Below are 22,300 nucleotides of genomic sequence, written 5' to 3'. Positions count from 1 at the left end.
GTTTCAGCTTGGAATGCACTCAATGTGGGAGGGGGCTTGCCCCCGATGGCGGTAGGTCAGTCAGCATCTCTGATAATGACCCATCGCTATCGGGGGCAAGCCCCCTCCCACATTGTATTTGGTGGTCCTGAGGGGGCCTTCGCCCTACTCAACCCATTGATTTGCAACGCACCCGCAATCACAGCTTACCGACAGCCCGGCGCTCTGCTAAAATGCGCCGCCTTATCCGTACGTAGGCTGCACTGTGCCATTTACCTGGGTTGATTGGGCGATCGTTGCAATCGTCGCCATCTCCGCTTTGATCAGTCTAAGCCGCGGCTTCGTAAAAGAAGCACTGTCGTTGCTGACCTGGATCATCGCAGGAGTCGTAGCCTGGATGTTCGGTGGTTCATTGTCGGTTTACCTGGCCGGTTACATCGAGACACCTTCGGCTCGCGTCATCGCGGGCTGCGCCATCATGTTCATCGCCACGCTGCTGGTCGGGGCAATGGTCAATTATCTTATTGGCGAGTTGATACGTGTCACCGGCCTCTCCGGGACCGATCGATTTCTCGGCATGGCCTTCGGCGCTGCGCGTGGCGCGTTGCTGGTGGTCGTGGCGGTCGGGCTGTTGAGCCTGGGGCCGGTACAGCAGGATTCGTGGTGGCAGGAGTCGGTACTCGTGCCAAAATTTCTATTGGTTGCAGATTGGTCCAAGAACCTCATTCTGGGGTGGAGCAGTCAGTGGCTGGCCAGCGGAATCAGCGTACCCGCTGATCTTCCGTTCAAGGAACACCTCTTGCCGGCCAAAACGCCTCAGTAAGCAGTGTTCAGTCAAGATTCATTAAGTAGGGGTTGCGTCGCATGTGTGGCATCGTCGGTATCGTCGGTAAGTCGAACGTGAATCAGGCGCTGTATGACGCGCTAACCGTCCTCCAGCACCGCGGCCAGGACGCTGCCGGTATTGTGACCAGCCACGACGGCCGGTTATTCCTGCGCAAGGACAATGGCCTGGTGCGTGACGTGTTCCATCAGCGTCACATGCAGCGCCTCGTCGGGCACATGGGCATTGGCCATGTGCGTTACCCGACTGCGGGCAGCTCGACCTCGGCCGAAGCTCAACCGTTTTACGTCAACTCGCCTTACGGCATTACCCTGGCGCACAACGGTAACCTGACCAACGTTGAACAACTGGCCAAGGAGATTTACGAATCCGACCTGCGCCACGTCAACACCAGTTCCGACTCGGAAGTGCTGCTCAACGTGTTCGCCCACGAGCTGGCCCAGCGCGGCAAGCTGCAGCCAACCGAAGAAGACGTGTTCGCCGCCGTGACTGACGTGCACAACCGTTGCGTCGGTGGTTACGCGGTCGTGGCCATGGTCACCGGTTACGGCATCGTCGGTTTCCGCGACCCGCATGGCATTCGCCCGATCGTGTTCGGCCAGCGTCACACCGACGAAGGCGTCGAGTACATGATCGCCTCCGAAAGCGTGTCCCTGGACGTGTTGGGCTTCACCCTGATCCGCGACCTGGCCCCGGGCGAAGCGGTGTACATCACCGAAGACGGCAAGCTGCACACCCGTCAGTGCGCTGTTGCGCCGAAACTGACCCCGTGCATTTTCGAACACGTCTACCTGGCGCGTCCGGATTCGATCATCGACGGCGTTTCGGTATACAAAGCGCGTCTGCGCATGGGCGAGAAGCTGGCCGAGAAAATCCTGCGCGAGCGTCCTGAGCACGACATCGACGTGGTAATCCCGATTCCGGACACCAGCCGTACCGCTGCGCTGGAGCTGGCCAACCATTTGGGCGTCAAGTTCCGCGAAGGTTTCGTCAAGAACCGCTACATCGGCCGTACCTTCATCATGCCGGGCCAGGCGGCGCGCAAGAAGTCGGTCCGCCAGAAGCTCAACGCAATCGAGCTGGAATTTCGCGGCAAGAACGTGATGCTGGTGGACGACTCCATCGTACGTGGCACCACGTGCAAGCAGATTATTCAGATGGCCCGTGAAGCGGGTGCCAAGAACGTGTACTTCTGCTCTGCTGCGCCAGCTGTGCGTTACCCGAACGTGTACGGTATCGACATGCCGAGCGCCCACGAGCTGATTGCCCACAACCGTTCGACCCAGGATGTGGCCGACCTGATCGGCGCCGATTGGCTGATCTATCAGGACCTGCCGGACCTGATCGAAGCGGTTGGTGGCGGCAAGATCAAGATCGAGCAGTTCGATTGCGCCGTGTTCGACGGCAAGTACGTGACCGGCGATGTCGACGAGGCTTACCTGAACAAGATCGAACAGGCGCGCAACGACTCGTCGAAGATCAAGACCCAGGCGGTCAGCGCGATCATCGATCTGTACAACAACTGAGTAAACACCGGCCCTGAGGGGCCGGTTTTGTATCTTAAATAAAGAATTGAGTAAGGAGTCGCAGCATGAGTCAGGAATGGGATGCCGGTCGGTTGGACAGCGACCTCGATGGCGTAGCTTTCGATACCCTGGCTGTGCGCGCCGGCCAGCACCGTACCCCGGAGGGTGAGCACGGCGACCCGATGTTCTTCACCTCCAGCTATGTGTTCCGCACCGCCGCCGACGCCGCTGCGCGTTTTGCCGGTGAAGTGCCGGGCAACGTCTACTCGCGCTACACCAACCCGACTGTCCGTGCGTTCGAGGAGCGTATTGCGGCCCTCGAAGGTGCTGAGCAGGCGGTGGCCACGGCGACCGGTATGGCGGCCATCCTCGCCGTTGTGATGAGCTTGTGCAGCGCTGGCGACCATGTATTGGTTTCACGCAGCGTGTTCGGTTCAACCATCAGCCTGTTCGAGAAGTACTTCAAGCGCTTCGGTATTGAAGTGGACTACGTACCGCTGGCAGACCTGTCCGGTTGGGACGCGGCGATCAAGGCCAACACCAAATTGCTGTTCGTCGAGTCGCCGTCCAACCCGCTGGCCGAGTTGGTGGACATCGCCGCATTGTCCGAAGTGGCGCACGCCAAGGGCGCGATGCTGGTGGTCGACAACTGCTTCTGCACGCCTGCATTGCAGCAGCCGTTGAAGCTGGGCGCAGACATCGTCGTGCACTCGGCGACCAAGTTCATCGACGGCCAGGGCCGTTGCATGGGCGGCGTGGTGGCTGGGCGTGGCGAGCAGATGAAAGAAGTGGTGGGTTTCTTGCGCACTGCTGGCCCGACGCTGAGCCCGTTCAACGCCTGGATCTTCCTCAAGGGCCTGGAAACCCTCAGTCTGCGCATGAAGGCCCATTGCGCCAATGCCCAGGCCCTGGCCGAGTGGCTGGAGCAGCAGGATGGCATCGAGAAAGTGCACTACGCCGGCCTCAAGAGCCACCCGCAACACGAATTGGCCCAGCGCCAGCAGCGTGGTTTCGGCGCCGTGGTCAGCTTCGAAGTGAAGGGCGGCAAAGAGGGTGCCTGGCGCTTTATCGACGCCACTCGCTTGATTTCGATCACCGCCAATCTGGGCGACAGCAAGACCACCATCACGCACCCGAGCACCACCTCCCATGGTCGCCTGGCGCCGCAAGAGCGTGAAGCGGCCGGCATTCGCGACAGCCTGATCCGCATCGCGGTGGGCCTGGAAGATGTGGCCGACTTGCAGGCAGACCTGGCCCGCGGGCTGGCGGCCTTGTGATCGAGTGGTCCATGGATGCTGCGGCGGTCGGTAACGGCCGCGTCGCACTGGTGACGGGCGCGGCGCGGGGCATTGGTCTCGGGATCGCGGCGTGGCTGATCAGCGAAGGCTGGCAAGTGGTGTTGACCGACCTGGACCGCGAGCGCGGCTCCAAGGTGTCCAAGGTGCTGGGCGACAATGCCTGGTTTATCACCATGGACGTCGCCGACGAGAAACAAGTGGCCCAAGGTGTCGCAGAAGTACTGGGGCAGTTCGGGCGGCTGGACGCGTTGGTGTGCAACGCGGCCGTGGCCGACCCGCGCAATATCACCCTGGAAAGCCTCGACCTGGCGTATTGGAATCGCGTGTTGGCGGTGAATCTCAGTGGGCCGATGCTGTTGGCCAAGCACTGCGCGCCGTACCTGCGTGCCCATGGCGGTGCCATCGTCAACCTGGCGTCGACCCGGGCGCGTCAGTCGGAGCCGGACACCGAGGCCTATGCGGCGAGCAAGGGCGGCCTGCTGGCCCTGACGCATGCCTTGGCCATGAGCCTGGGGCCGGAGGTGCGGGTCAATGCCGTCAGCCCTGGCTGGATCGATGCGCGTGATCCGGCGGCCCGACGTGCCGACCCTTTGACGGATGCCGACCATGCCCAGCATCCGGCGGGCAGGGTGGGTACGGTTGAAGACGTGGCGGCGATGGTGGCGTGGTTGCTGTCGCGCCAGGCGGGGTTTGTCACCGGGCAAGAGTTTGTGGTGGACGGTGGCATGAGCAAGAAGATGATTTACAGCGAGTAGGGCAGATCGCCGTCTTGAAGCAATTTTGTCTTTTTCTGAAAAACTTCAAGCAGGCTATTGACTTAGGTCCGCTACCTGCGTAAATTTCGCGGCCTCAACGAAGCAAAGGGTGATTAGCTCAGCTGGGAGAGCATCTGCCTTACAAGCAGAGGGTCGGCGGTTCGATCCCGTCATCACCCACCACTTCTTGAGAGTTTTGCCCTAGGGCAAGACGCAACGTTAAAGGTTGCACCGACGCGCAGCGGTAGTTCAGTCGGTTAGAATACCGGCCTGTCACGCCGGGGGTCGCGGGTTCGAGTCCCGTCCGCTGCGCCATATTTTCCAGGTTCGACATGTCGAGCTTGAGATTGAACAGCCCAGGCTGATCGATCAGATGTTTAAAGACGGTTGAGGGTTTACGCTCAGCTGGTCAAGCGATACGCAGCGGTAGTTCAGTCGGTTAGAATACCGGCCTGTCACGCCGGGGGTCGCGGGTTCGAGTCCCGTCCGCTGCGCCATATCTGCCTCAAGGCCCACTGAACGCCTTGAAGCACAAAGAAAGCCCTTGGCTGACTTTGATCCGATAGCAAAGACCCTGGTCGAAAGACCGGGGTTTTTTGTTTCTGCGATTTGGCTTTCTGCTGCAAGAGCCGGCAAGCCGGCTCCCACTGCGTACTCAGACCCCCAGTTTGTCCCGCAACCCGTAATACCAGGCGCCCAGCGCCGCAAACGGCGTGCGCAGCAGTTGCCCGCCTGGGAACGGGTAGTGCGGCAGGTCGGCAAACGCATCAAAACGCTCCGCCTGACCTCTCAGTGCCTCCGCCAGCACCTTGCCTGCCAGGTGCGTGTACGTCACGCCATGGCCGCTGCAGCCTTGTGAGTAATAGATGTTGTCGCCCAGACGACCCACCTGCGGCAAGCGCGATAGGGTCAGCAGGAAATTGCCGGTCCAGGCGTAATCGATTTTCACGTCCTTGAGCTGCGGGAAGGCCTTGAGCATCTTCGGGCGGATGATCGCTTCGATGTTGGCCGGGTCACGTGCGCCGTACACCACGCCGCCGCCGAAGATCAGGCGCTTGTCGCGGGTGAGGCGGTAGTAGTCGAGCAAGTAGTTGCAGTCTTCGACGCAATAATCCTGGGGCAGCAGCGTCTTGGCCAGTTCATCACCCAGCGGTGCCGTGGTGATGACTTGCGTGCCGCAAGGCATCGATTTGGCCGCCAGCTCCGGCACCAGGTTCCCCAGGTAAGCGTTGCCCGCGACGATGATGAACTTGGCCCTGACCTTGCCTTCGGCGGTGTGCACCACCGGGTTCGCGCCGCGCTCGATGCGCACCGCGGCCGATTGCTCGTAGATCGTGCCGCCCAGGGATTCAACGGCAGCCGCTTCGCCCAGTGCGAGGTTGAGTGGGTGAATGTGCCCGCCGCTCATGTCGAGCAAGCCGCCGACATAGTTGTCACAGGCCACCACTTCGCGGATACGGCGTTCGTCCAGCAACTCGAGTTGCGTATGCCCGTAGCGTTCCCACAAGCGTTTCTGCGATTCCAGGTGGCCCATGTGCTTGCTGTTGAGGGCGGCGAACACGCCGCCATCCTTCAAGTCGCACTGGATCTGATATTTGGCCACGCGCTCGCGAATGATCCTGCCGCCCTCAAACGCCATTTGCCCCAGCAGCTGCGCTTGCTTGGGGCCGACGCTGCGCTCGATCACATCGATGTCGCGGCTGTAGCTGTTGACGATTTGCCCGCCGTTACGGCCCGACGCACCAAACCCCACCTTGGCGGCTTCCAGCACGGTGACGCGAAAACCGTTCTCCAGCAGAAACAGCGCGCTGGAAAGGCCGGTGTAGCCGGCTCCAATCACACACACATCGGTTTCGACGTCACCTTGCAGTACCGGGCGTGGCGGTGCCGCATTCGCGGACGCGGCGTAATACGACTGGGGGTAGGGGGTGTTCGCCATCCTGGAACCTCTGTTTTATATTTTTTACGAGTGCGCCGATCCTACCTGAGTTGAAAATTGCCTGCCAGCCACCCGAAAATCACCGGTGCACCCGACGCAAATAAATAATTCGCATATTCATAGGGTTAGCTGCAAAAAAGATGTTGACACCCCTCCGGAATTCCGTAGAATGTCGCCTCACAGCAGGCACGTAGCTCAGTTGGTTAGAGCACCACCTTGACATGGTGGGGGTCGTTGGTTCGAGTCCAATCGCGCCTACCAAACAAAATCCGCTCTGCTGGGCGGTCTAGAAGGGCTCACCGAAAGGTGGGCCCTTTTTTGTTGTCTGCGATTTACCCACGCCCCGTTCGGCGCCCGCCTTCTTGTTCGAATCGCCCTGAGTGCATCGGTGCTGATCACACGCTGCGTCGATGTGATTGAGGTTTACTCAAAATAGCCGATACCGGTGTGGGCGCGATTCGACCGGCGCGGAGAAGCTCACCTATTTATCCATCTGGTTTGTCGTTGTCGGCTTTATTTTCGGCTTTCGCCTGTTTGTTGAGCTACGCGCGCGTCTGGCCCGATACGCCAAGGCCTTGAATGTTCTGGCGGGGTGTTCAAGGCCTTGAGGCCTATTATTTAAGATCTTCAGCGCGAACGCGGCCCCCGCTCGGTTATACGAAGCGGAGGTTGAAAGGCAGGCAGTACTGATGGGTCAGCAGAACAGCGTGGCAACCGACAAAAGGCAGATGATTTGAACAACCATCTGGCAGCGTATTTCACCATTTGTTGTCGTCATATTCATTTGTCCTGCGTACATAGCGGCTACCTCTTGGTCGGCAATACTGCCGTGAGCGGTGCGCAAAACGCGCAACAGCTCAAGTGAGTATAGGCCTGGAACAGGATTCTTCACGGTCCCGTCGTTTTAGCGCGATTCAGCACGTTTTCGCCGGCGCCCATCGGTAAACGATACACGTCAATCAATCCCACGAGCCCAAGCGGCGCCACGCCCACGAAGGCCACCCGAAAGTCCCCGACAGCCGCGTGCACGGCGTGCCCTTGCACAGCCATCGACGCTCGTAACAATAGCGCCGCCATGGAGACCCCCAGACCCATCGCCAGCTGGAACGCCATGCTGAACAGCGCCGACGCCTCGCTCATCTGCGCCTTGGGGACGTCGGCGAAGCCGATTGAGTTGTAGCAAGTAAACTGCATCGACCGTGACAGCCCACCCACGAACAGCACGGCCGCAATCAGCGGTAAGGGCGTTTGCACCGTGAACAAGGCACAGGTTGCAACCAATGCGACGCCAATAGCGCCATTGACCAGCAGCACCGGGCGAAACCCGAAGCGTTGCATGATGGGCGTCGTGAAGGGTTTCATTACCAGGTTGCCGGCAAACACCGCCAGCACCAGCAAGCCGGCATCCACCGCAGAAAGGCCAAAACCCACTTGAAACAACAGGGGCAGTAGAAAGGGCAGGGCGCTGATGGCGAGACGGAACAGCGACCCGCCAAGAATACTCACGCGAAAGGTGCCGATGGACAGGGTCTGAAGCGGTAATAACGGTTCGGCATGCTGGCGGCAATGACGCACGGCCCATGCCGCGAGCAACGTGCCCGTGGCCACCAGTACAAAACCCGGGATCAGCGTTTCGCTGGTCTGGTTGCCCAGCCATTCCAGCCCGCCCAGCACTGCCACACACGCACCTGCCAGCAGCACAAAGCCTTTGGCATCGAATCGCCGTACGCTGGCCTCGCGCCCCTTGGGCACAAGCCACAATGCGGCAACCAGGGCCAGCACTCCCAGAGGCAGATTTACGTAAAAAATCCACGGCCACGTTGCGTGGGTCACGATCAAACCACCCACCAACGGCCCTAGAATCGGCGCGACCAGCCCAGGCCAGGTGATCACCGCAATCATGTTCACCAAGTCTTTTTTGTCGGTATTGCGCAGCACCGCCAGGCGCCCCACCGGCACCATCAGCGCGCCGCCTACGCCTTGCAGCACCCGGGCGATCACGAACATCTCAAGGCTTTGGCTCAACCCGCAAAGCAGCGAAGCCAGGGTGAAGATGATGATCGCACCGGCGAACACCCGGCGTGCGCCAAAACGGTCGGCGATCCAACTGGACAGCGGGATGAAGATCGCCACGGCAAGAATGTACGCGGTGATGCCGATATTCATGTCGACCGCCGTGACCCCGAACGCGGACGCCATGGTGGGCAAGGCGGTGGCGATGACGGTGGCATCGAGGTTCTCCATGAAAAAGGTCACGGCGACCACCAGGGCGATCAAACGGGTTTGCACGCTTGAAACAGGTTTAACGGATGAAGTCACCGGTGTTGGCCTTTTTTCAGTGAAGGTCGATCGCACTCGACAATACCGGGTCAGCCCTGGGCCCGCACGCTCGAATTACCGCGTCTGCGCCACCTTCTTCAAATACCGCGGCTGATCCGGATTGCGCCCGCGCGTCACAGCCAGCTGCGCTCACATAGAACCCTTGGATCATCGTGAAGGGCTCCAGTAGCGCATGTGCGGTCGGCACGCTGGGCAACAGGCCTTCGCAAGCCGTTCCGCGCCGCGATCAATCACAATTGAACGCCTCTATTGCGTCGCCAGCGAGCTGACGAATTTTGTGCACCTGTTTATCGGCAGCGGTCTCGGTGCCGGTTTGTACCTGTGTAACTACCGGTATTCCGGCCACTGGCACAATGCTGGTGAGATCGGGCACACGACGGTGATTCCGGGTGGCAAGGCGTGTTCCTGCGGTAACCAAGGGTGTTGGAGCACCTGGGGTCGCAGGGCAGGACGCAGTGGCATTGGGGGCGGCAGCCTTGATGATCCTGGCGCAGATCAGCCCGGATTACGAGGCTGGTCAAGCCGCAGTAAGCCTGCATACTGGTCGCCGACTCAATTCATGACAGGGAGCACGCTATGGAAGTGGCAATGGAAGTGTCGTTCGACGTAACGGCGCAGGAGCGTGAGGCCATCCTCAAACCGCTGAGGGCGTACAACCTCAGTCACACGGGCAACATGGCGTTCGAAACCATCGGGATTTTGTTGCGAGACCCCGCTACACAAGAGGTTGTCGGTGGCCTTTGTGGAAAAATTTCCTACGGATGGATGTTCATTGAGCTGTTGAGCATCCCGGATCAGATGCGTACCCAAGGTACCGGCACGCGGTTGATGCGCGCCGCCGAAGAGTTGGCCCGTGAGCGGCAATGTGTCGGGATTTGGCTGGACACCTTCAGCTTCCAGGCGCCGGGGTTTTATCGAAAGCTGGGCTTCAGTGAATTTGGCCATATCGCTGATTACCCGGCGGGTCACCAGCGGCACTTTTTCCAGAAACGCCTCGGCTGAATTTTCGTACGGCGCCGGATCGCCCGGCGCCAATCACCCACAAAATTTATTGGTTTGCAGCAACAATTTTTCTTGTTGGACACCTCCCGCCCCCAGGCAGCAAAGTTGCCGCCACTGACGCTCGACCTATCGGGTCAACAATAAAAACCGCGCCGGGCTGCATGCCACTTTCATGCTGTGAACCCTTTGTTCACATCCTGCTGTAATGGCGCCGCAGCGCGCATTCAAGGACCTCTTCGTCATGCAAACTGTTGTGAACCTATGGCCGTTGATCGGCGTACTTGTCATCGTGGTTGGCTTCGTCTTGCGCTTCAATCCGCTGTTGGTGGTCACCGCCGCCGCCATTGCCACCGGGCTGGCTGCCCACTTCCCGCTGGAAAAAATTCTCGCCAGCATGGGTGATGGTTTCCTTCAGACCCGCGCGCTGCAACTGATCCTGTTATTGCCCCTGGCTGTCATTGGCCTGCTGGAGCGCCATGGCCTGCGCCTGCATGCACAAAACTGGATCGCGCGTTTCGAGCGAGCCACGGTCGGGCGCCTGTTGATCATCTACCTGTTTGTGCGCGAGTCCACCGCCGCCATGGGCCTGACCAGCCTGGGCGGGCATCCGCAAATGGTGCGGCCGTTGCTGGCGCCCATGGCCGAAGGGGCGGCGGAAAAACGCTACGGCAAACTGCCGGATACGTTGCGCCACAAAGTGTTGGCCATGTGTGCGGCAACCGATAACGTCGGGCTGTTTTTCGGTGAGGACATCTTTGTCGCCTTTGGTGCGATCGCGTTGATGCACACCTTCCTGCTGGGTTCGGGGATTGATGTGGAGCCACTGCACATTGCGGTGTGGGGCATTCCGACGGCGATTTGCGCCTTTATCATCCACGCCATTCGCCTGCACCGGTTTGATCGCAGGCTTACGCGCGAGATGACGCCCGCCGCCACGCCGGTGGAGGCTGCACAATGATCATCTCCATTGAGTACCTGTACTGGCTTGCCGGTGTTCTATTGCTGATAACTGCAGGAATGATCCTGCTGGATCGCACCCATCCCAAACGCTGGTCAACCGCGCTGTTCTGGCTCTTGTTTGCCGTTCCATTCCTGGTGGGGGAGCGCTTGCCGTCGGTGGTCATTGGTGTCGGCGTGGTGGTGATGGCGCTGATCGCAGGCTTGGGTGGCGTCGGCCGCGGCAAGCATGCCGAACTGCATGATAAGGCCTCCCGCGCGAGCGCCGGGCGCCTGGGGCATAAATTGTTTATTCCCGCGCTGGCCATTCCCCTGACCACCGTGATTGGTTCGGTGTTGCTCAAACACACCGAGATCGGCGGCGTACCGCTGCTGGACCCGAAAAACACCACCTTTGTATCCTTGGGCATCGGCTGTCTGATCGCCCTCGGCCTGGCTTGCTGGCTGACCCGCGATACACCGGTGCAAGCCTTGCGTGAATCCCGGCGCCTGACCGAGGCCCTCGGCTGGGCCATGGTGTTGCCGCAGATGCTTGCAATGCTGGGGCTATTGTTTAATGAAGCCGGAGTGGGCACGGCCGTTGCGCATGTCACCACTACCTACATCAACCTTGATTTCAAGTTGGTAGCGGTGATGGTCTACGTGCTGGGTATGGCGCTGTTCACGGTGATCATGGGTAACGGCTTTGCGGCGTTTCCGGTGATGACCGGCGGTGTCGGCGTACCGGTGCTGGTGGGCGTGTATGGCGGTAACCCGGCGGTGATGGCGGCAATCGGCATGTTCTCCGGCTATTGCGGCACGTTGATGACGCCCATGGCTGCCAACTTCAATATCGTCCCGGCGGCGTTGCTGGAGTTGCCGGACAAGAACGCAGTGATCAAGGCTCAACTGCCGACGGCGTTGATGATGCTGGTGGTCAATATCGTGCTGCTCTACCTGTTGATGTGAGGCCAAAAATGCAAACTGTGTTGCTGACGGGCTTCGAGCCCTTTGACCAGGACCTGATGAACCCGTCCTGGGAGGCATCGCGCCAGTTGGACGGCGTGCGACTGAGCGAAGATGTGCACATTGTGGCGCGTCGACTGCCCTGTGCGTTTGCCACGGCGGGGGCGTGCCTGACGCGGTTGATCGCCGAATTTGACCCGGTGATGGTGATTGCCACAGGCCTCGCCCCCGGCCGTAGCGATTTCTCCATGGAGCGGGTGGCGATCAACGTGAACGACGCACGCATCCCTGACAATCTGGGGGCCCAACCGGTCGATACCCCAGTGGTGGTCGGGGGGCCGGCGGCCTACTTCACGACCTTGCCGATCAAAGCGATGGTCAAGGCTGTGCGCGAGGCCGGGATCGCGGCGTCGGTATCACAGACGGCGGGGACCTTTGTGTGTAATCAGGTGTTTTACCTGTTGCAGCATGCCCTGGCCGGCACGGCGATACGCAGTGGCTTTATCCACGTACCCCCAAGCCTGCCGGATCAGGTCTCTGGTGCGGCGCAGCCCTCCATGGCACTGGTGACAATGGTTGAAGGTTTGCGGGTTGCGCTACAGGCGGCGTGGGATACGCAGGTGGATATCGTGCAAACCGGTGGGCAGGTCAGTTGACCTGCCAGGCTTGCCTCAACCGGCCAACGCTCGGGTCAGCCCGAAAGTAATGGCGCAGGCCAACCCCGTCATCGCGAACGCAGTGGCCACATACCATTTGATCAGGTTCAGCTCTGTGGTTGCCAGGTCCGCGCGGGTTGCATAGTGTTTTTCATGGGTGGTGGAGTGCCTTTCAATGGCTTCTGCCCTGTTCGAAACGGCGATCAGCTTCTCTTTCATGTCAGCCAGCCCTTTTTCCAGTAAACCCAAGCGTTTTTCCATACCAGAATCTCCGTTATTACCTGCACCGGCTCTACCCTGAGTCAGCGTGTTCGTCCCGCCTGATTGATGCTGTTTGTTCTCCAAAGCGTGACACCTGTTTTGAATGATCTGAGAGAGCGCTCTGGGCAAGAGTAGAGGCAGATGGGAACGGCTGCGACCTACAAAACTTTGCAAAATAACACCAGGGTTCTGGCACGCACTGCTCAGTGTTCCCGCTTCGGAAAAATCAGCTCAAAACATGTCAATGCGCCTTCACTGGTGACGCTGTAGCGGCCGTTATGCAGCTGCATGATGGTCGCGACGATCGATAAACCCAGCCCGTTGGACTGGGCCGAGCGTTCCCGCGATTCGTCCACCCGATAAAACCGTTCGAACAGCCTGGGCAGGTGTTCGGCGGGGATGGTCTCTCCCTGATTGCTGACGCTCAGGCGGATGCCTTCGGCATTTGGCGTGGCTTGAATCACCAGCTCCGAACCGGGGGCGCCGTATTTGATGGCATTGGCACACAGATTTGCCAGCGCCCGGCGCAGCAGCATCGGTTCAGCCCAGATCACGCCTTCGCCTTGCGCGAGGATGCTGATATTCACATCGCTCGCCAACCCTTCGAAGTAATCAGCCATGCGTTGCACTTCATCCGCCGCACTCAGCTCCTGGCGCTGGCGCAAGGCGCTGGCCGGATCGGTGCGGGCGAGAAACAGCATGTTGTCGAGCATCCGTGCCAGGCGTTCGAGCTCTTCGACATTGGAGGCCAGCAATTGCTGATAGCTTTCGATGCTGCGGCTCTGCTGGAGCGCGACCTGGGTTTCGCCCAGCAGGTTATTGATCGGCGTGCGCAGTTCGTGGGCCATGTCGGTAGACACCTGGCCCAGTTGCACAAAACCCTTGGCCAGCCGCTCGAGCATGGTGTTGAAAGAGTCGATCATCGGCAGAAGTTCTTTCGGCGCACCGTGGCTGTCGAGTCGTTCGGTAAGGTTACCCACGCCGATGCCTTGGGCGTGTGTGGCCAGGCGCCGCAGCGGCAGCAGGCCTCGGTACACCAGCAGGTAACCGACCAGGGCGAGGATAATCGCCGCGATGCTGGCCAGGATAAATACGCTCAGGCGATAGCTGGCAAGCATGGCGGTCCGTTCGGTCATCAAGCGTCCCGTGGTGACTTGCAGGCTTCCCAGGTCTCCGGAATCAATGGAAGCGGCGACGGTGGCGAAGGGTACGCCGTTCACTCCAGGTAAGTGGTGCACGTCGGAAAAGCCCAGTTCATGGTCCTTTGGCACGGGCATTACGTTCGGCATTTCAATGTTGCCCGGGTTGACCAGCAATAACGGCTTCTGCCCCGGCGCCGCGATACTCAGCACCGACTCGCTGTTGCCCAGCATGTTCCGGAACAGCTCCGGCTTGGTCTTGATCAGGTCCAGGGTGTTGCTGTCGTTGAGCAGGTTGCGCAACTGGTCGGCGCGATAGATCAGCGCGGCATCGTCACGCTTGATCAGTTCACGCTCAAGTTCGCGGTACAGCGCCACGCCCAGGGTGGCCAGCAGGGCAAAGGCGAGCAGGGCGAAGATCAGCGCCAGTCGCAGGGTCAGCGAGTAGTGGCGGCGGTTGTTCATGGCTGGGTGTCGAAGCGGTAGCCAATGCCCCGCACGCTGTGGATCAACTTGAGCTGGAACGGGTCGTCGATTTTCAGGCGCAGGCGCCTTACGGCGACGTCGACTACATTGGTGTCGCTGTCGAAGTTCATGTCCCAGACCCGCGAGGCGATCATCGAACGTGACAGCACCTGGTCCTGATGGGTCGCGAACAGATGCAACAGGGCGAACTCTTTATTGGTCAGGGTAATGCGCGCGCCGGCGCGGGTGACGCGGCGTTTGAGCACGTCGATCTGCAGGTCGGCGATGTGCAGCTGTTCTTCTTCGCGGCTCGGGCCGCGGCGGGTCAAGGTGCGCAAACGCGCGACCAGCTCGGCGAAGGAGAACGGCTTGATCAAGTAATCATCGGCACCCAGTTCCAGGCCCTTGATGCGGTCGGCAATGTCGTCGCGGGCGGTGAGAAACAGCACCGGCGTGTCGGCCTCCTTGCGCAGGCGGCGCAGCACTTCCCAACCGTCCATTTTCGGCATCATCACATCCAGCACGATCACGTCGAATGACGTTTCCAGCGCCTGGTGCAACCCGTCCACACCGTCACGGGCAAGGCTCACGGAGTAACCCAGTTCCTGCAGCCCATTGAGCAGGTAATTGCCGGCCTTGGGTTCGTCTTCGACTACAAGGATATTCATGGGAAGTGCCCTGGTTCTGTGCGTGGCGCAAGTGTAGCCCGATCAATTGTCACTGGCGCAACCGATGCCCTGTACCTGGTAGTCCAGCACTTGTTCGCGGCCCTGGTGGTCGAGGTAATCGAGGCGGGCAGGGACGATGCCGCACTGCCCGTAGGTGTCGGTGCTCGACAGCACTTTGTCGACGTCCAGGTGCACGAAGAAGCCGGTCTTGTCGTGGATCACGTTGGTGGCGGAAGGGGTGTCGGCGGCAAATGCGGAACCGGTGGCAAGCAGCGCGGCGAAGCCCAGGATAAACAGTTTCATGGCAGTAGTTCTCTTAAAGGGTCGGCTGCCGGGATTGGCAGTGAGTTCACAGTAACCAGGCGCCCCAAACAGCCAACCAACAGGATCATGACAAGTTCGTAATCAACGGATTCAAGGCTGGCGACCGGACGCTTCGAGGATCAGGTCGGTGATTTCCTTGGCGTGGGACACCAACGACAAGTGGCTCGAAGGCAGCTCGATGGTGGTGGCGTTCATGCGCTTGGCGAGGAAGCGTTCCAGGTCCGGGTTGATGGTCTGGTCATTGCTCGACACGGCGTACCAGGACGGCTTGGTGTGCCAGGCGGCATTCACGGTGCGACCACTGAACAGCGTCTTGGTAATCGGTTGTTGTACGGCGTACAGCTCCAGTGCCTTGGCGCGGGGCACGTCGGCGGCGAAGTACTTCAGGAAAGAGTCCTGGTTCAGGGTCAGGTAACCGTCGTGCTCTTCAACGCCGGCTCGCACCGGCATGCTCGGGTATTTGGCGGAGAGCGCGACGAAGTCTTCATTGGCGTCCGGTGCGCGGGCTGCCACATACACCAGAGAGCTGACCTTCGGGTTCGCGCCGGCGTCGCTGACCACGGTGCCGGCGTAGGAATGGCCGACCAGGACGGTAGGACCGTCCTGTTGATCGAGTACGCGGTTGGTGGCGGCGACGTCATCGGCCACCGAGGTCAGCGGGTTCTGTACGGCGGTGACATGCAGGCCTGCGGCCTGAAGACGGGTGATCACGTCGGACCAGCTCGAGCCGTCCGCCCAGGAGCCGTGCACCAGGACCACGTTGTTGGCTTTGATCGGTGCCACGGTGCCGGCCATGGCGGTACCGGTGCCCAGCATCAACAGGCTGGCGGCGATCAGGCAGAGTGTGCTTGCAGGTTTCATCGTGCGGCCCTTCATCAGTGTGCAGGTGTGTCACCCGGTGTGGGTGACTGACGACGCCACTGTATGAAGTGAGGGTGCTGACAAGACTTACAGCTTCATTACATGCTTGTAATGCAAAGGGGGAGGGCAGTGCTCTGCAACGTTTACAAGTGTTGACGTGATCCGTAGATTGCATCGGGGTCAGCATTTGTCAGCGATAAAAAGGAAACCTCGCAGTGTCTATTCAAGGTCCAGCCGCATTTACCCAACGCTACCGCGCCTTTTTATTCGATATGGATGGGACCTTGCTCAACTCTATCGCCGCCGCCGAACGGGTCTGGAGTATCTGGGCTGAACGCCACGGCCTGGAGGTGGCGGCTTTTCTGAGTACCATTCACGGCGCACGAGCCATTGATACGATCACCCGGCAGGCATTGCCAGGCGTGGACGCTGAAGTTGAAGCGCAGTGGATAACCGAGGCGGAAATCAACGATGTCGAGGGTGTCGTCGCGATTCCAGGCGCTGTCGAGTTTCTGAACAGTTTGCCTGGCGATCAGTGGGCGCTGGTCACGTCTGCACCCAGGGCGTTGGCGTTGCGCCGCCTGCAAGCGGCGGGCATTGCGCCGCCGGCAGTGCTGGTGACGGCCGAGGATGTCGCCAGTGGCAAACCGGATCCGGCTTGTTATGTGCTGGGTGCGCAGCGTCTGGGCGTACCGGTGCAGGACTGCCTGGTGTTCGAGGATGCGACGGTGGGGATTCGCGCCGCGGAGGCGGCAGGGGCTGACGTGGTAGTCGTGACCTCGACGCACTTGCAGCCCATGGTCACGGTGCATGCGTCGATTCAGGGGTATGAGCGCGTGCGCGTGCATCGTAACGATGACGGGTTGCTGAGTTTATCGATCGCCGTGGCTTGATACACGAAAGCCAAACCCGTTATCGCTCCTGATTTCATCAGTTGCCGGGTCGGTCCGACCTTACGCTGTTTTCCGGTAGGGCCTGCAGTCGGCTGCTGCGAAGGCCCTGTCGGGACATCACCATTTCTCTGAGGATTTCGTTCGCCAGCCGGGCTATCGCTTCTGCGCCGCGATAGTGCGCGCGCACGATACCGGTGATTGCAAAGTGGTCGGTTTCAGGGCCGCTGAGAACAGCCGACAATGTGCCGTCAGCGTGCAGTGTGCAGGCTATTGTGTAACTGGGCAGGCGGGCCGCCAGCGCAGTTTCAATTTCGGATTTACTCAGGGTATCCATCTGTTTCAGCCCTTAATACTGACCGTGCAAGCCCAAGCATAGGTCTTGCTGCGACACTGTAAATGCCGGTGATCTGATAGCCCGCAAGGGGGGCGTTATCGTGCAGTTTTGTGGTGTGTTCGTTGAGCGGCGCGTTGACACAACTTGCGCAGAATCGCCTTCTGAATAGGCTTGAGGCAGAACGCAAACAGGTAACCGCACAGAAACAGCGCCAGATCAGGCCAAGAGCTACCATGGGAGGCACTGCTACTTTCAATTTCGTATCTCAGGCCATAACCCAGCGTCACGAAGACCAGCCCTATCAGCAGGACGATCCACCAGGACTTGGAAACGAGGGGCTTGGGGGCGGCGTGCCTCATCGACGTGCTCCTGAATGCACTCGGACGGCAGGATAAGAGTCAGAAGATTCGGCTGTGGATTACGCAACAAGTTCAAGTCGTCAAGACAGTTTCATCTTGGGGCGAAGCGCAAGGCGCAAAACGTGCTGTTCACGCAAGAGACGCGAGCAGGCTTGAAGGGTCTTCGCCAGCCGTTACAGTGAACGAAAGGGCTGGCTACTGAGAGTGCGTCAAGGAGTCTGGTTTTTGTCCGGAGCCGTCAGGCCGGCCTGGATACGCTGGTAAATCTCCTCGCGATGCACGGCAACGTCCTTGGGTGCGTTGATGCCGATTCGTACTTGCTGGCCGCTGACGCCCAGAATGGTGATCGTGATGTCATCACCGATGTTTATGCTTTCACCGACTTTGCGGGTGAGTATAAGCATGGACTTCTCCTTGATTACTTTTAAGGACACATGTTTCAGACAGGGCAGATGTCGGATGTGTGTAGCTTACTGCTAAGCGCTTCCCTGTGACTGCCTCTTTTAGGACGCATAGAGGCGACATTAATTCCCATGGCGGCATCATACAGGTCTGCGATACATCATTCGCATTGTTTAAGCCAACGTTTATGACGGCCAGAATAGACAGTGAATGATAAAGTTGCCTCTTTATCCTCAAAGGAGCAGGGCAGTGCGTAAAGTAGCGATGGCAATTGCGGTGTTGGCATTGGCCGGCTGCGGTGAAGGCAAACCTGTCGAAGCGCCCAAGGCCAAGCCTGCCGTGACTGAAAGCCAGCCAGACACCGGCGCGATTGCCGCTCAGGAATGGGATGTGTGGGTCGGCCCGCCGGACCACAAGCTCCAGGCAATCACTGACTTGACTGCCTGGTTGCTGGAACATGGGTTTAATTTTTATATCGTGAAAACAGACGGCAAGGACGATGTCCTGTTGGGGCCGTTCGCCAGTAAGGCCGAAGCCGAAGCCAAGCAGGCGCAACTGACCGAAAAACTGGCCCGCGCCAAGAAAAATGACACCGAGTCCCAGGTGATTGAACACAAGGCTGCACAGTAACCAACAGATCGGGCGGGAGTTCCTCCCGCCTTCAACCGCAGGCTTTCAGGTTAACCGGGCCGACAAACTCGTTGCCCCGCCCCATCACGCAGGCCACGGTCTGGTTGCGCTGGCGCTCCCAGGTTTGTACCGGGTAAGTCTTGTTCCAGGCTTCATATAGTTGGCGGTCCTGTTTCGACAGGCGCAAGCCATATTGTTTGCTCATGTAAAAGTAGGTCCGGGCAATCATTCCGCGAATAGACGGGCGCGGCATGACCTTTTTTGCCTTGAAGTCCACTTGGGTCAAACATGAGCCGTACTGTCCGGTTTGTACCGGCAGCCAACCAAAACTGAAGTTATTGCGATCACCATTGACCTCCCCGATGCTCGGCACCAGGTTGTGCAAGTCGGCCTCTGCACGCTTGAACACATCATCGCGGCGCGTACAGTTCTTGCGTCCACCGTTCTGCCAGCATTGACGCTGATGGCCGATCTGCCAGGCTGGAACGATATGCTCCCATTCGATGCGTGCGGCACGGTTGGCATTTTTGCGTGGAATATACCCGCAGGCTTTTAAATTCACCCGGTTGCCGGTGTATTTGCAGCCGCAGTAAAACTCTGTGGATTGTGGCGCATAGAGCTTCCAGGCAACTTTCTTGGCTTCGCTGAAGGTTCGAGGCGCCTGGGCGTTGGCAGTAATGGCAAAAAACAGACAAAACAACGCAGTAAAGCGAACACTCATTGAATCAATCTTCCTTCGGCACAACCCAGAAAATCTGCACACCACCGTCGTCCCGATAAGCGAGGGTCACGTTGTCGTTCTCCGCAATTTCTTCCAGCAAGCGCGCCCATTCATCTTCGGGCTCTTCGGGTAAACGGAAGATCAAGGCTGCCTTGGCTTTCTGGGCATTGGTCGAATTGATGATTTTTTGCACACGAACGGCCAAGCGTGCGTAAGCGTCAGGCGGGGTTGGGGCTGCGGAAGAGGACTTTGCCACGGAGCATTCCTTAGTTTGCTGTATGTGTATACAGTATTTAACTATAAGGAATTTCGCAACTGCTTAAAACTCAGGACTTGCGCGGGGAGTTGTGGCGGGGAAGTTTCAAGAGAAGATAGAGGCGAGTAAACCCGCCTCCACAGTGTTATCAGAAATCAATATTCCCAGAACATCCGTTGCAGCTCTTTGCTGTCTTGGGTCTTGGTCAGCGCAACCATCGCCAGGATCCGCGCTTTCTGCGGGTTCAGGTCATGGGCAACCACCCAGTCGTACTTGTCGTCAGGCTGTTCGGCGTTACGCAGCACGAAACCGCCGGCGTTCACGTGGGACGAGCGAATGATCTGCACGCCTTGTTTGCGCAGTTCCTGCAGGGCAGGGACGACCTTGGAAGACACCGAGCCATTGCCAGTGCCGGCATGGATGATGGCTTTGGCGCCAGCCTGAGCCAGGGCCTTGACGGCGGTGTCGCTCACATTGCCGTAGCCATAAGCGATTTCAACGTCCGGCAGGCTTTTAATGGTTTTGATATCGAATTCAGAATCCAGGGTGTGGCGCTTGGCCGGCAGGCGGAACCAGTAGGATTTGCCTTCAACCACCATGCCCAATGGCCCCCATGGGCTCTTGAACGCTTCGGTCTTGATATTGATCATCTTGCTGACGTCACGACCCGACTGGATCTCATCGTTCATGGTGACCAGCACGCCCTTGCCGCGTGCATCTTTGCTGCCGGCGACGGCGACGGCGTTGTACAGGTTGAGCATGCCGTCCGCCGACATGGCGGTGCCCGGACGCATCGAGCCGACCACCACGATTGGCTTGTCGGTTTTTTCCACCAGGTTCAGGAAGTAGGCGGTTTCTTCGAGGGTGTCGGTACCGTGCGTAATCACGATGCCGTCGACGTCCTTGCTGTCGGCCAGTTCGGCAACACGGCGACCCAGTTGCAGCAGGTTTTCATTGTTGATGCTTTCGGACGCAATTTGCATCACTTGCTCGCCGCGCACATTGGCAATCTGGCTAAGCTCAGGAACACCAGCGATCAATTGCTCGATGCCGACCTTGGCCGCCTGATAAGTGGCGCTGTTGGCAGCGCTGGCGCCCGCGCCGGCAATAGTGCCGCCGGTGGCAAGAATCACCACATTGGACAGTTTGGTCTTGGCTTCAACTTCCTTTGCCTGAGCGGCAACGGGGAACAGCAGCAGGAGGGCGAGTGCGCCCGGAACAAAAGACTTCAGTGCAGATTTCATTATTTTTCTCTCTGGTTTTTGATGAGTGCGGTCGCAGGTTCATCTAGAACACCCGGGCGGTTCTGAACGCCACGAGGTGCCAGGAAAGAGCAGGATTTGTACCAAGCTGATTGTGTTCGTGCCTATAAATTAAGCTGTTGATTTAAAACACTATTTACAGATATCTCAGAAGGCATGAAAAAGCACACGTCCGGCTTTCCGAACGGGGAGGCAGTATCGTGTTCGGTTGTCCGAAGGCCATCAGGGCATATCGACAGGTTGCGTATGACATGAGTCTCACAGGCTGTCGTTTTAGAGAACGGGCGGGCGAGGGCGATGTTTAGTCGCATCCACCGAATGGGGCGCAATGGCAGGTAGCAATGGGCTTGGATGAAAGGCGTTTTTCACCCGTTGACAAATCTCGACAAGGTTCTCATAGTTTGACTAACGCAAACGTTTGCGAGACGGTCTGCCGTGCAAGCGTTGCTCACAATAATCATAAGATCGGAGTGAACCCATGAAGCTGCCATTTGCTGGACGTCTTCTTGCTGTCGCTGTGCTTGCCGCTGCATCCGCTGCTCTGCCCCTTTCCTCTGCTTTTGCCGATGACGCCGCCGCCAAACCCAAGGTCGGCCTGGTGATGAAGTCCCTCGCCAACGAATTCTTCGTGACCATGCAGGACGGCGCCAAGAAGTATCAAAAAGACCACGCCGGTGATTTCGACATGATCACCAACGGGATCAAGAACGAAACCGATACCAGCGCGCAGATCGATATCGTCAACCAGATGATCCTCGCCAAAGTAAACGCCATCGTGATTGCTCCGGCTGATTCCAAGGCGTTGGTCACCGTATTGAAGAAAGCTTCCGATGCGGGCATCAAGGTCGTCAACATCGACAACCGCCTTGATCCGGATGTACTGAAAAGCAAAAACCTCGATATTCCGTTCGTAGGCCCGGATAACCGTAAAGGCTCCAAGCTGGTCGGTGACTACCTGGCCAAGCAACTGGCCGCGGGTGACAAGGTCGGCATCATCGAAGGTGTCCCGACCACCACCAACGCGCAGCAGCGCACCGCAGGCTACAAGGACGCGATGGACGCTGCCGGCATGAAGATCGTCTCCACTCAGTCGGGCAACTGGGAAATCGACCAGGGTCAGAAAGTCGCCTCCGCCATGTTGAGCGAATACCCGGACCTCAAGGCACTATTGGCGGGTAACGACAACATGGCCCTGGGCGCTGTCTCTGCCGTGCGCGCTGCGGGCAAAGCCGGCAAAGTGCTGGTCGTAGGCTACGACAACATCGAAGCCATCAAACCAATGCTGCAAGATGGCCGTGTGCTTGCGACCGCTGACCAGGCTGCCGCCCAGCAAGCCGTGTTCGGTATCCAGAACGCGCTCAAGCTGGTCAAGGGTGAGAAAGTCGATGCCAAAGACGGTGTGATCGAAACCCCGGTCGAACTCGTCCTCAAGAAGTAATCCTGGCAGCACCCAACAGCGCCCGCTCGTCCTGAGTGGGCGCCTG

Annotated in this window: 25 protein-coding genes, 4 tRNA genes and 1 pseudogene; 16 read left to right on the top strand and 14 right to left on the bottom strand. The window is 59.1% G+C overall.

Annotated features, from left to right (window positions below; genetic code table 11):
• The first annotated feature begins 244 nt into the window (after window positions 1-244).
• The 7 genes from L8K08_RS06580 (at window position 245) to L8K08_RS06550 (ending at window position 4,899) form a co-directional block, all read left to right on the top strand.
• Window positions 245-802, top strand: a complete 558-nt coding sequence (locus L8K08_RS06580; protein WP_003192538.1) for a CvpA family protein — start codon at window positions 245-247, stop codon at window positions 800-802.
• Between the two features lie 41 nt (window positions 803-843).
• Window positions 844-2,349, top strand: coding sequence for an amidophosphoribosyltransferase (purF, locus tag L8K08_RS06575; protein ID WP_058426877.1), 1,506 nt, complete (start codon window positions 844-846; stop codon window positions 2,347-2,349).
• 65 nt (window positions 2,350-2,414) lie between these two features.
• Window positions 2,415-3,626 carry an O-succinylhomoserine sulfhydrylase gene (locus tag L8K08_RS06570; protein WP_099583998.1) on the top strand — a complete coding sequence of 404 codons (1,212 nt, stop codon included), beginning with the start codon at window positions 2,415-2,417 and terminating at the stop codon, window positions 3,624-3,626.
• Window positions 3,627-3,637: 11 nt separating this feature from the next.
• On the top strand, window positions 3,638-4,402 hold the full coding sequence (locus tag L8K08_RS06565; protein ID WP_242195180.1) for an SDR family oxidoreductase: 765 nt from the start codon (window positions 3,638-3,640) through the stop codon (window positions 4,400-4,402).
• A gap of 107 nt (window positions 4,403-4,509) precedes the next feature.
• Window positions 4,510-4,585: transfer RNA gene (locus tag L8K08_RS06560), tRNA-Val, on the top strand.
• 55 nt (window positions 4,586-4,640) lie between these two features.
• Window positions 4,641-4,717 (top strand) — tRNA-Asp (locus L8K08_RS06555).
• A gap of 105 nt (window positions 4,718-4,822) precedes the next feature.
• Window positions 4,823-4,899, top strand: a tRNA-Asp gene (locus L8K08_RS06550).
• Window positions 4,900-5,057: 158 nt separating this feature from the next.
• On the opposite strand, the gene L8K08_RS06545 is transcribed toward L8K08_RS06550, so the two are convergent.
• On the bottom strand, window positions 5,058-6,341 hold the full coding sequence (locus L8K08_RS06545) for an FAD-binding oxidoreductase (protein ID WP_242195176.1): 1,284 nt from the start codon (window positions 6,339-6,341) through the stop codon (window positions 5,058-5,060).
• Between the two features lie 184 nt (window positions 6,342-6,525).
• Between L8K08_RS06545 and L8K08_RS06540 the strand changes: the two genes are divergently transcribed.
• Window positions 6,526-6,602: transfer RNA gene (locus tag L8K08_RS06540), tRNA-Val, on the top strand.
• Between the two features lie 627 nt (window positions 6,603-7,229).
• Here L8K08_RS06540 and L8K08_RS06535 read toward each other — a convergent pair.
• The gene (locus L8K08_RS06535; RefSeq protein ID WP_347340997.1) at window positions 7,230-8,660 is read right to left on the bottom strand and encodes an MFS transporter; all 1,431 of its coding nucleotides are present in this window, start codon (window positions 8,658-8,660) and stop codon (window positions 7,230-7,232) included.
• Window positions 8,661-8,735: 75 nt separating this feature from the next.
• A pseudogene (locus tag L8K08_RS30340) lies at window positions 8,736-8,847 on the bottom strand (iron dicitrate transport regulator FecR); the annotation flags it as partial.
• Between the two features lie 6 nt (window positions 8,848-8,853).
• Between L8K08_RS30340 and L8K08_RS06530 the strand changes: the two are divergent.
• From L8K08_RS06530 to pcp, 5 genes are all read left to right on the top strand, one after another.
• Complete coding sequence (locus L8K08_RS06530) at window positions 8,854-9,291, top strand: ROK family protein (protein WP_242195172.1); 438 nt, start codon at window positions 8,854-8,856, stop codon at window positions 9,289-9,291.
• On the top strand, window positions 9,258-9,683 hold the full coding sequence (locus tag L8K08_RS06525; protein ID WP_242195169.1) for a GNAT family N-acetyltransferase: 426 nt from the start codon (window positions 9,258-9,260) through the stop codon (window positions 9,681-9,683). The genes L8K08_RS06530 and L8K08_RS06525 overlap by 34 nt, the downstream gene beginning before the upstream one ends.
• 241 nt (window positions 9,684-9,924) lie before the next feature.
• Complete coding sequence (locus L8K08_RS06520; RefSeq protein WP_242195166.1) at window positions 9,925-10,641, top strand: DUF969 domain-containing protein; 717 nt, start codon at window positions 9,925-9,927, stop codon at window positions 10,639-10,641.
• Entirely contained in the window at window positions 10,638-11,588 is a 951-nt protein-coding gene (locus tag L8K08_RS06515; RefSeq protein ID WP_145165829.1) for a DUF979 domain-containing protein, read from the top strand. Before L8K08_RS06520 ends, L8K08_RS06515 begins: the two co-directional genes overlap by 4 nt.
• An 8-nt stretch (window positions 11,589-11,596) precedes the next feature.
• Window positions 11,597-12,241 (top strand): pyroglutamyl-peptidase I, encoded by a 645-nt coding sequence (pcp, locus tag L8K08_RS06510; RefSeq protein WP_242195163.1) that lies wholly within the window; start codon window positions 11,597-11,599, stop codon window positions 12,239-12,241.
• A gap of 15 nt (window positions 12,242-12,256) precedes the next feature.
• Here pcp and L8K08_RS06505 read toward each other — a convergent pair whose 3' ends face one another.
• The 5 genes from L8K08_RS06505 to L8K08_RS06485 form a co-directional block, all read right to left on the bottom strand.
• The gene (locus L8K08_RS06505; RefSeq protein ID WP_145165831.1) at window positions 12,257-12,502 is read right to left on the bottom strand and encodes a hypothetical protein; all 246 of its coding nucleotides are present in this window, start codon (window positions 12,500-12,502) and stop codon (window positions 12,257-12,259) included.
• 203 nt (window positions 12,503-12,705) lie between these two features.
• Complete coding sequence (locus tag L8K08_RS06500) at window positions 12,706-14,106, bottom strand: heavy metal sensor histidine kinase (RefSeq protein WP_242195160.1); 1,401 nt, start codon at window positions 14,104-14,106, stop codon at window positions 12,706-12,708.
• Complete coding sequence (locus tag L8K08_RS06495) at window positions 14,103-14,774, bottom strand: heavy metal response regulator transcription factor (protein WP_242195157.1); 672 nt, start codon at window positions 14,772-14,774, stop codon at window positions 14,103-14,105. The genes L8K08_RS06500 and L8K08_RS06495 overlap by 4 nt, the downstream gene beginning before the upstream one ends.
• Before the next feature lie 42 nt (window positions 14,775-14,816).
• Window positions 14,817-15,077, bottom strand: a complete 261-nt coding sequence (locus tag L8K08_RS06490) for a DUF2790 domain-containing protein (protein ID WP_242195154.1) — start codon at window positions 15,075-15,077, stop codon at window positions 14,817-14,819.
• 111 nt (window positions 15,078-15,188) lie between these two features.
• Complete coding sequence (locus L8K08_RS06485; RefSeq protein ID WP_242195151.1) at window positions 15,189-15,959, bottom strand: alpha/beta hydrolase; 771 nt, start codon at window positions 15,957-15,959, stop codon at window positions 15,189-15,191.
• A 215-nt stretch (window positions 15,960-16,174) separates the two neighbouring features.
• Between L8K08_RS06485 and L8K08_RS06480 the strand changes: the two genes are divergently transcribed.
• On the top strand, window positions 16,175-16,852 hold the full coding sequence (locus L8K08_RS06480) for an HAD family hydrolase (RefSeq protein WP_242195148.1): 678 nt from the start codon (window positions 16,175-16,177) through the stop codon (window positions 16,850-16,852).
• Between the two features lie 37 nt (window positions 16,853-16,889).
• On the opposite strand, the gene L8K08_RS06475 is transcribed toward L8K08_RS06480, so the two are convergent.
• The 3 genes from L8K08_RS06475 to csrA form a co-directional block, all read right to left on the bottom strand.
• Window positions 16,890-17,186 carry a hypothetical protein gene (locus tag L8K08_RS06475; protein ID WP_242195145.1) on the bottom strand — a complete coding sequence of 99 codons (297 nt, stop codon included), beginning with the start codon at window positions 17,184-17,186 and terminating at the stop codon, window positions 16,890-16,892.
• A 95-nt stretch (window positions 17,187-17,281) separates the two neighbouring features.
• Window positions 17,282-17,545 (bottom strand): hypothetical protein, encoded by a 264-nt coding sequence (locus L8K08_RS06470; protein ID WP_145165837.1) that lies wholly within the window; start codon window positions 17,543-17,545, stop codon window positions 17,282-17,284.
• A 209-nt stretch (window positions 17,546-17,754) separates the two neighbouring features.
• Window positions 17,755-17,949, bottom strand: a complete 195-nt coding sequence (csrA, locus tag L8K08_RS06465) for a carbon storage regulator CsrA (protein WP_003192511.1) — start codon at window positions 17,947-17,949, stop codon at window positions 17,755-17,757.
• 262 nt (window positions 17,950-18,211) lie between these two features.
• On the opposite strand from csrA, the gene L8K08_RS06460 reads away from it, so the two are divergent.
• Window positions 18,212-18,577: an SPOR domain-containing protein gene (locus L8K08_RS06460; RefSeq protein WP_242196379.1), complete on the top strand. Its 366-nt coding sequence runs from the start codon at window positions 18,212-18,214 to the stop codon at window positions 18,575-18,577.
• Between the two features lie 31 nt (window positions 18,578-18,608).
• Here L8K08_RS06460 and L8K08_RS06455 read toward each other — a convergent pair whose 3' ends face one another.
• The 3 genes from L8K08_RS06455 to L8K08_RS06445 form a co-directional block, all read right to left on the bottom strand.
• On the bottom strand, window positions 18,609-19,298 hold the full coding sequence (locus L8K08_RS06455; RefSeq protein WP_242195142.1) for an endonuclease I family protein: 690 nt from the start codon (window positions 19,296-19,298) through the stop codon (window positions 18,609-18,611).
• A gap of 4 nt (window positions 19,299-19,302) precedes the next feature.
• Window positions 19,303-19,554, bottom strand: a complete 252-nt coding sequence (locus tag L8K08_RS06450) for a DUF1654 domain-containing protein (protein WP_106580525.1) — start codon at window positions 19,552-19,554, stop codon at window positions 19,303-19,305.
• A 155-nt stretch (window positions 19,555-19,709) separates the two neighbouring features.
• Complete coding sequence (locus L8K08_RS06445) at window positions 19,710-20,798, bottom strand: asparaginase (protein ID WP_242195139.1); 1,089 nt, start codon at window positions 20,796-20,798, stop codon at window positions 19,710-19,712.
• 496 nt (window positions 20,799-21,294) lie between these two features.
• On the opposite strand from L8K08_RS06445, the gene L8K08_RS06440 reads away from it, so the two are divergent.
• Window positions 21,295-22,254 carry a sugar ABC transporter substrate-binding protein gene (locus L8K08_RS06440; RefSeq protein ID WP_145165840.1) on the top strand — a complete coding sequence of 320 codons (960 nt, stop codon included), beginning with the start codon at window positions 21,295-21,297 and terminating at the stop codon, window positions 22,252-22,254.
• Window positions 22,255-22,300: the final 46 nt, after the last annotated feature.

The sequence above is a fragment of the Pseudomonas sp. TREG-RG-20F-10-E-6-01 genome (assembly GCF_022662455.1).
Classification (GTDB): Bacteria; Pseudomonadota; Gammaproteobacteria; order Pseudomonadales; family Pseudomonadaceae; genus Aquipseudomonas.
This window is presented reverse-complemented; position numbering and strand designations above follow the sequence as displayed.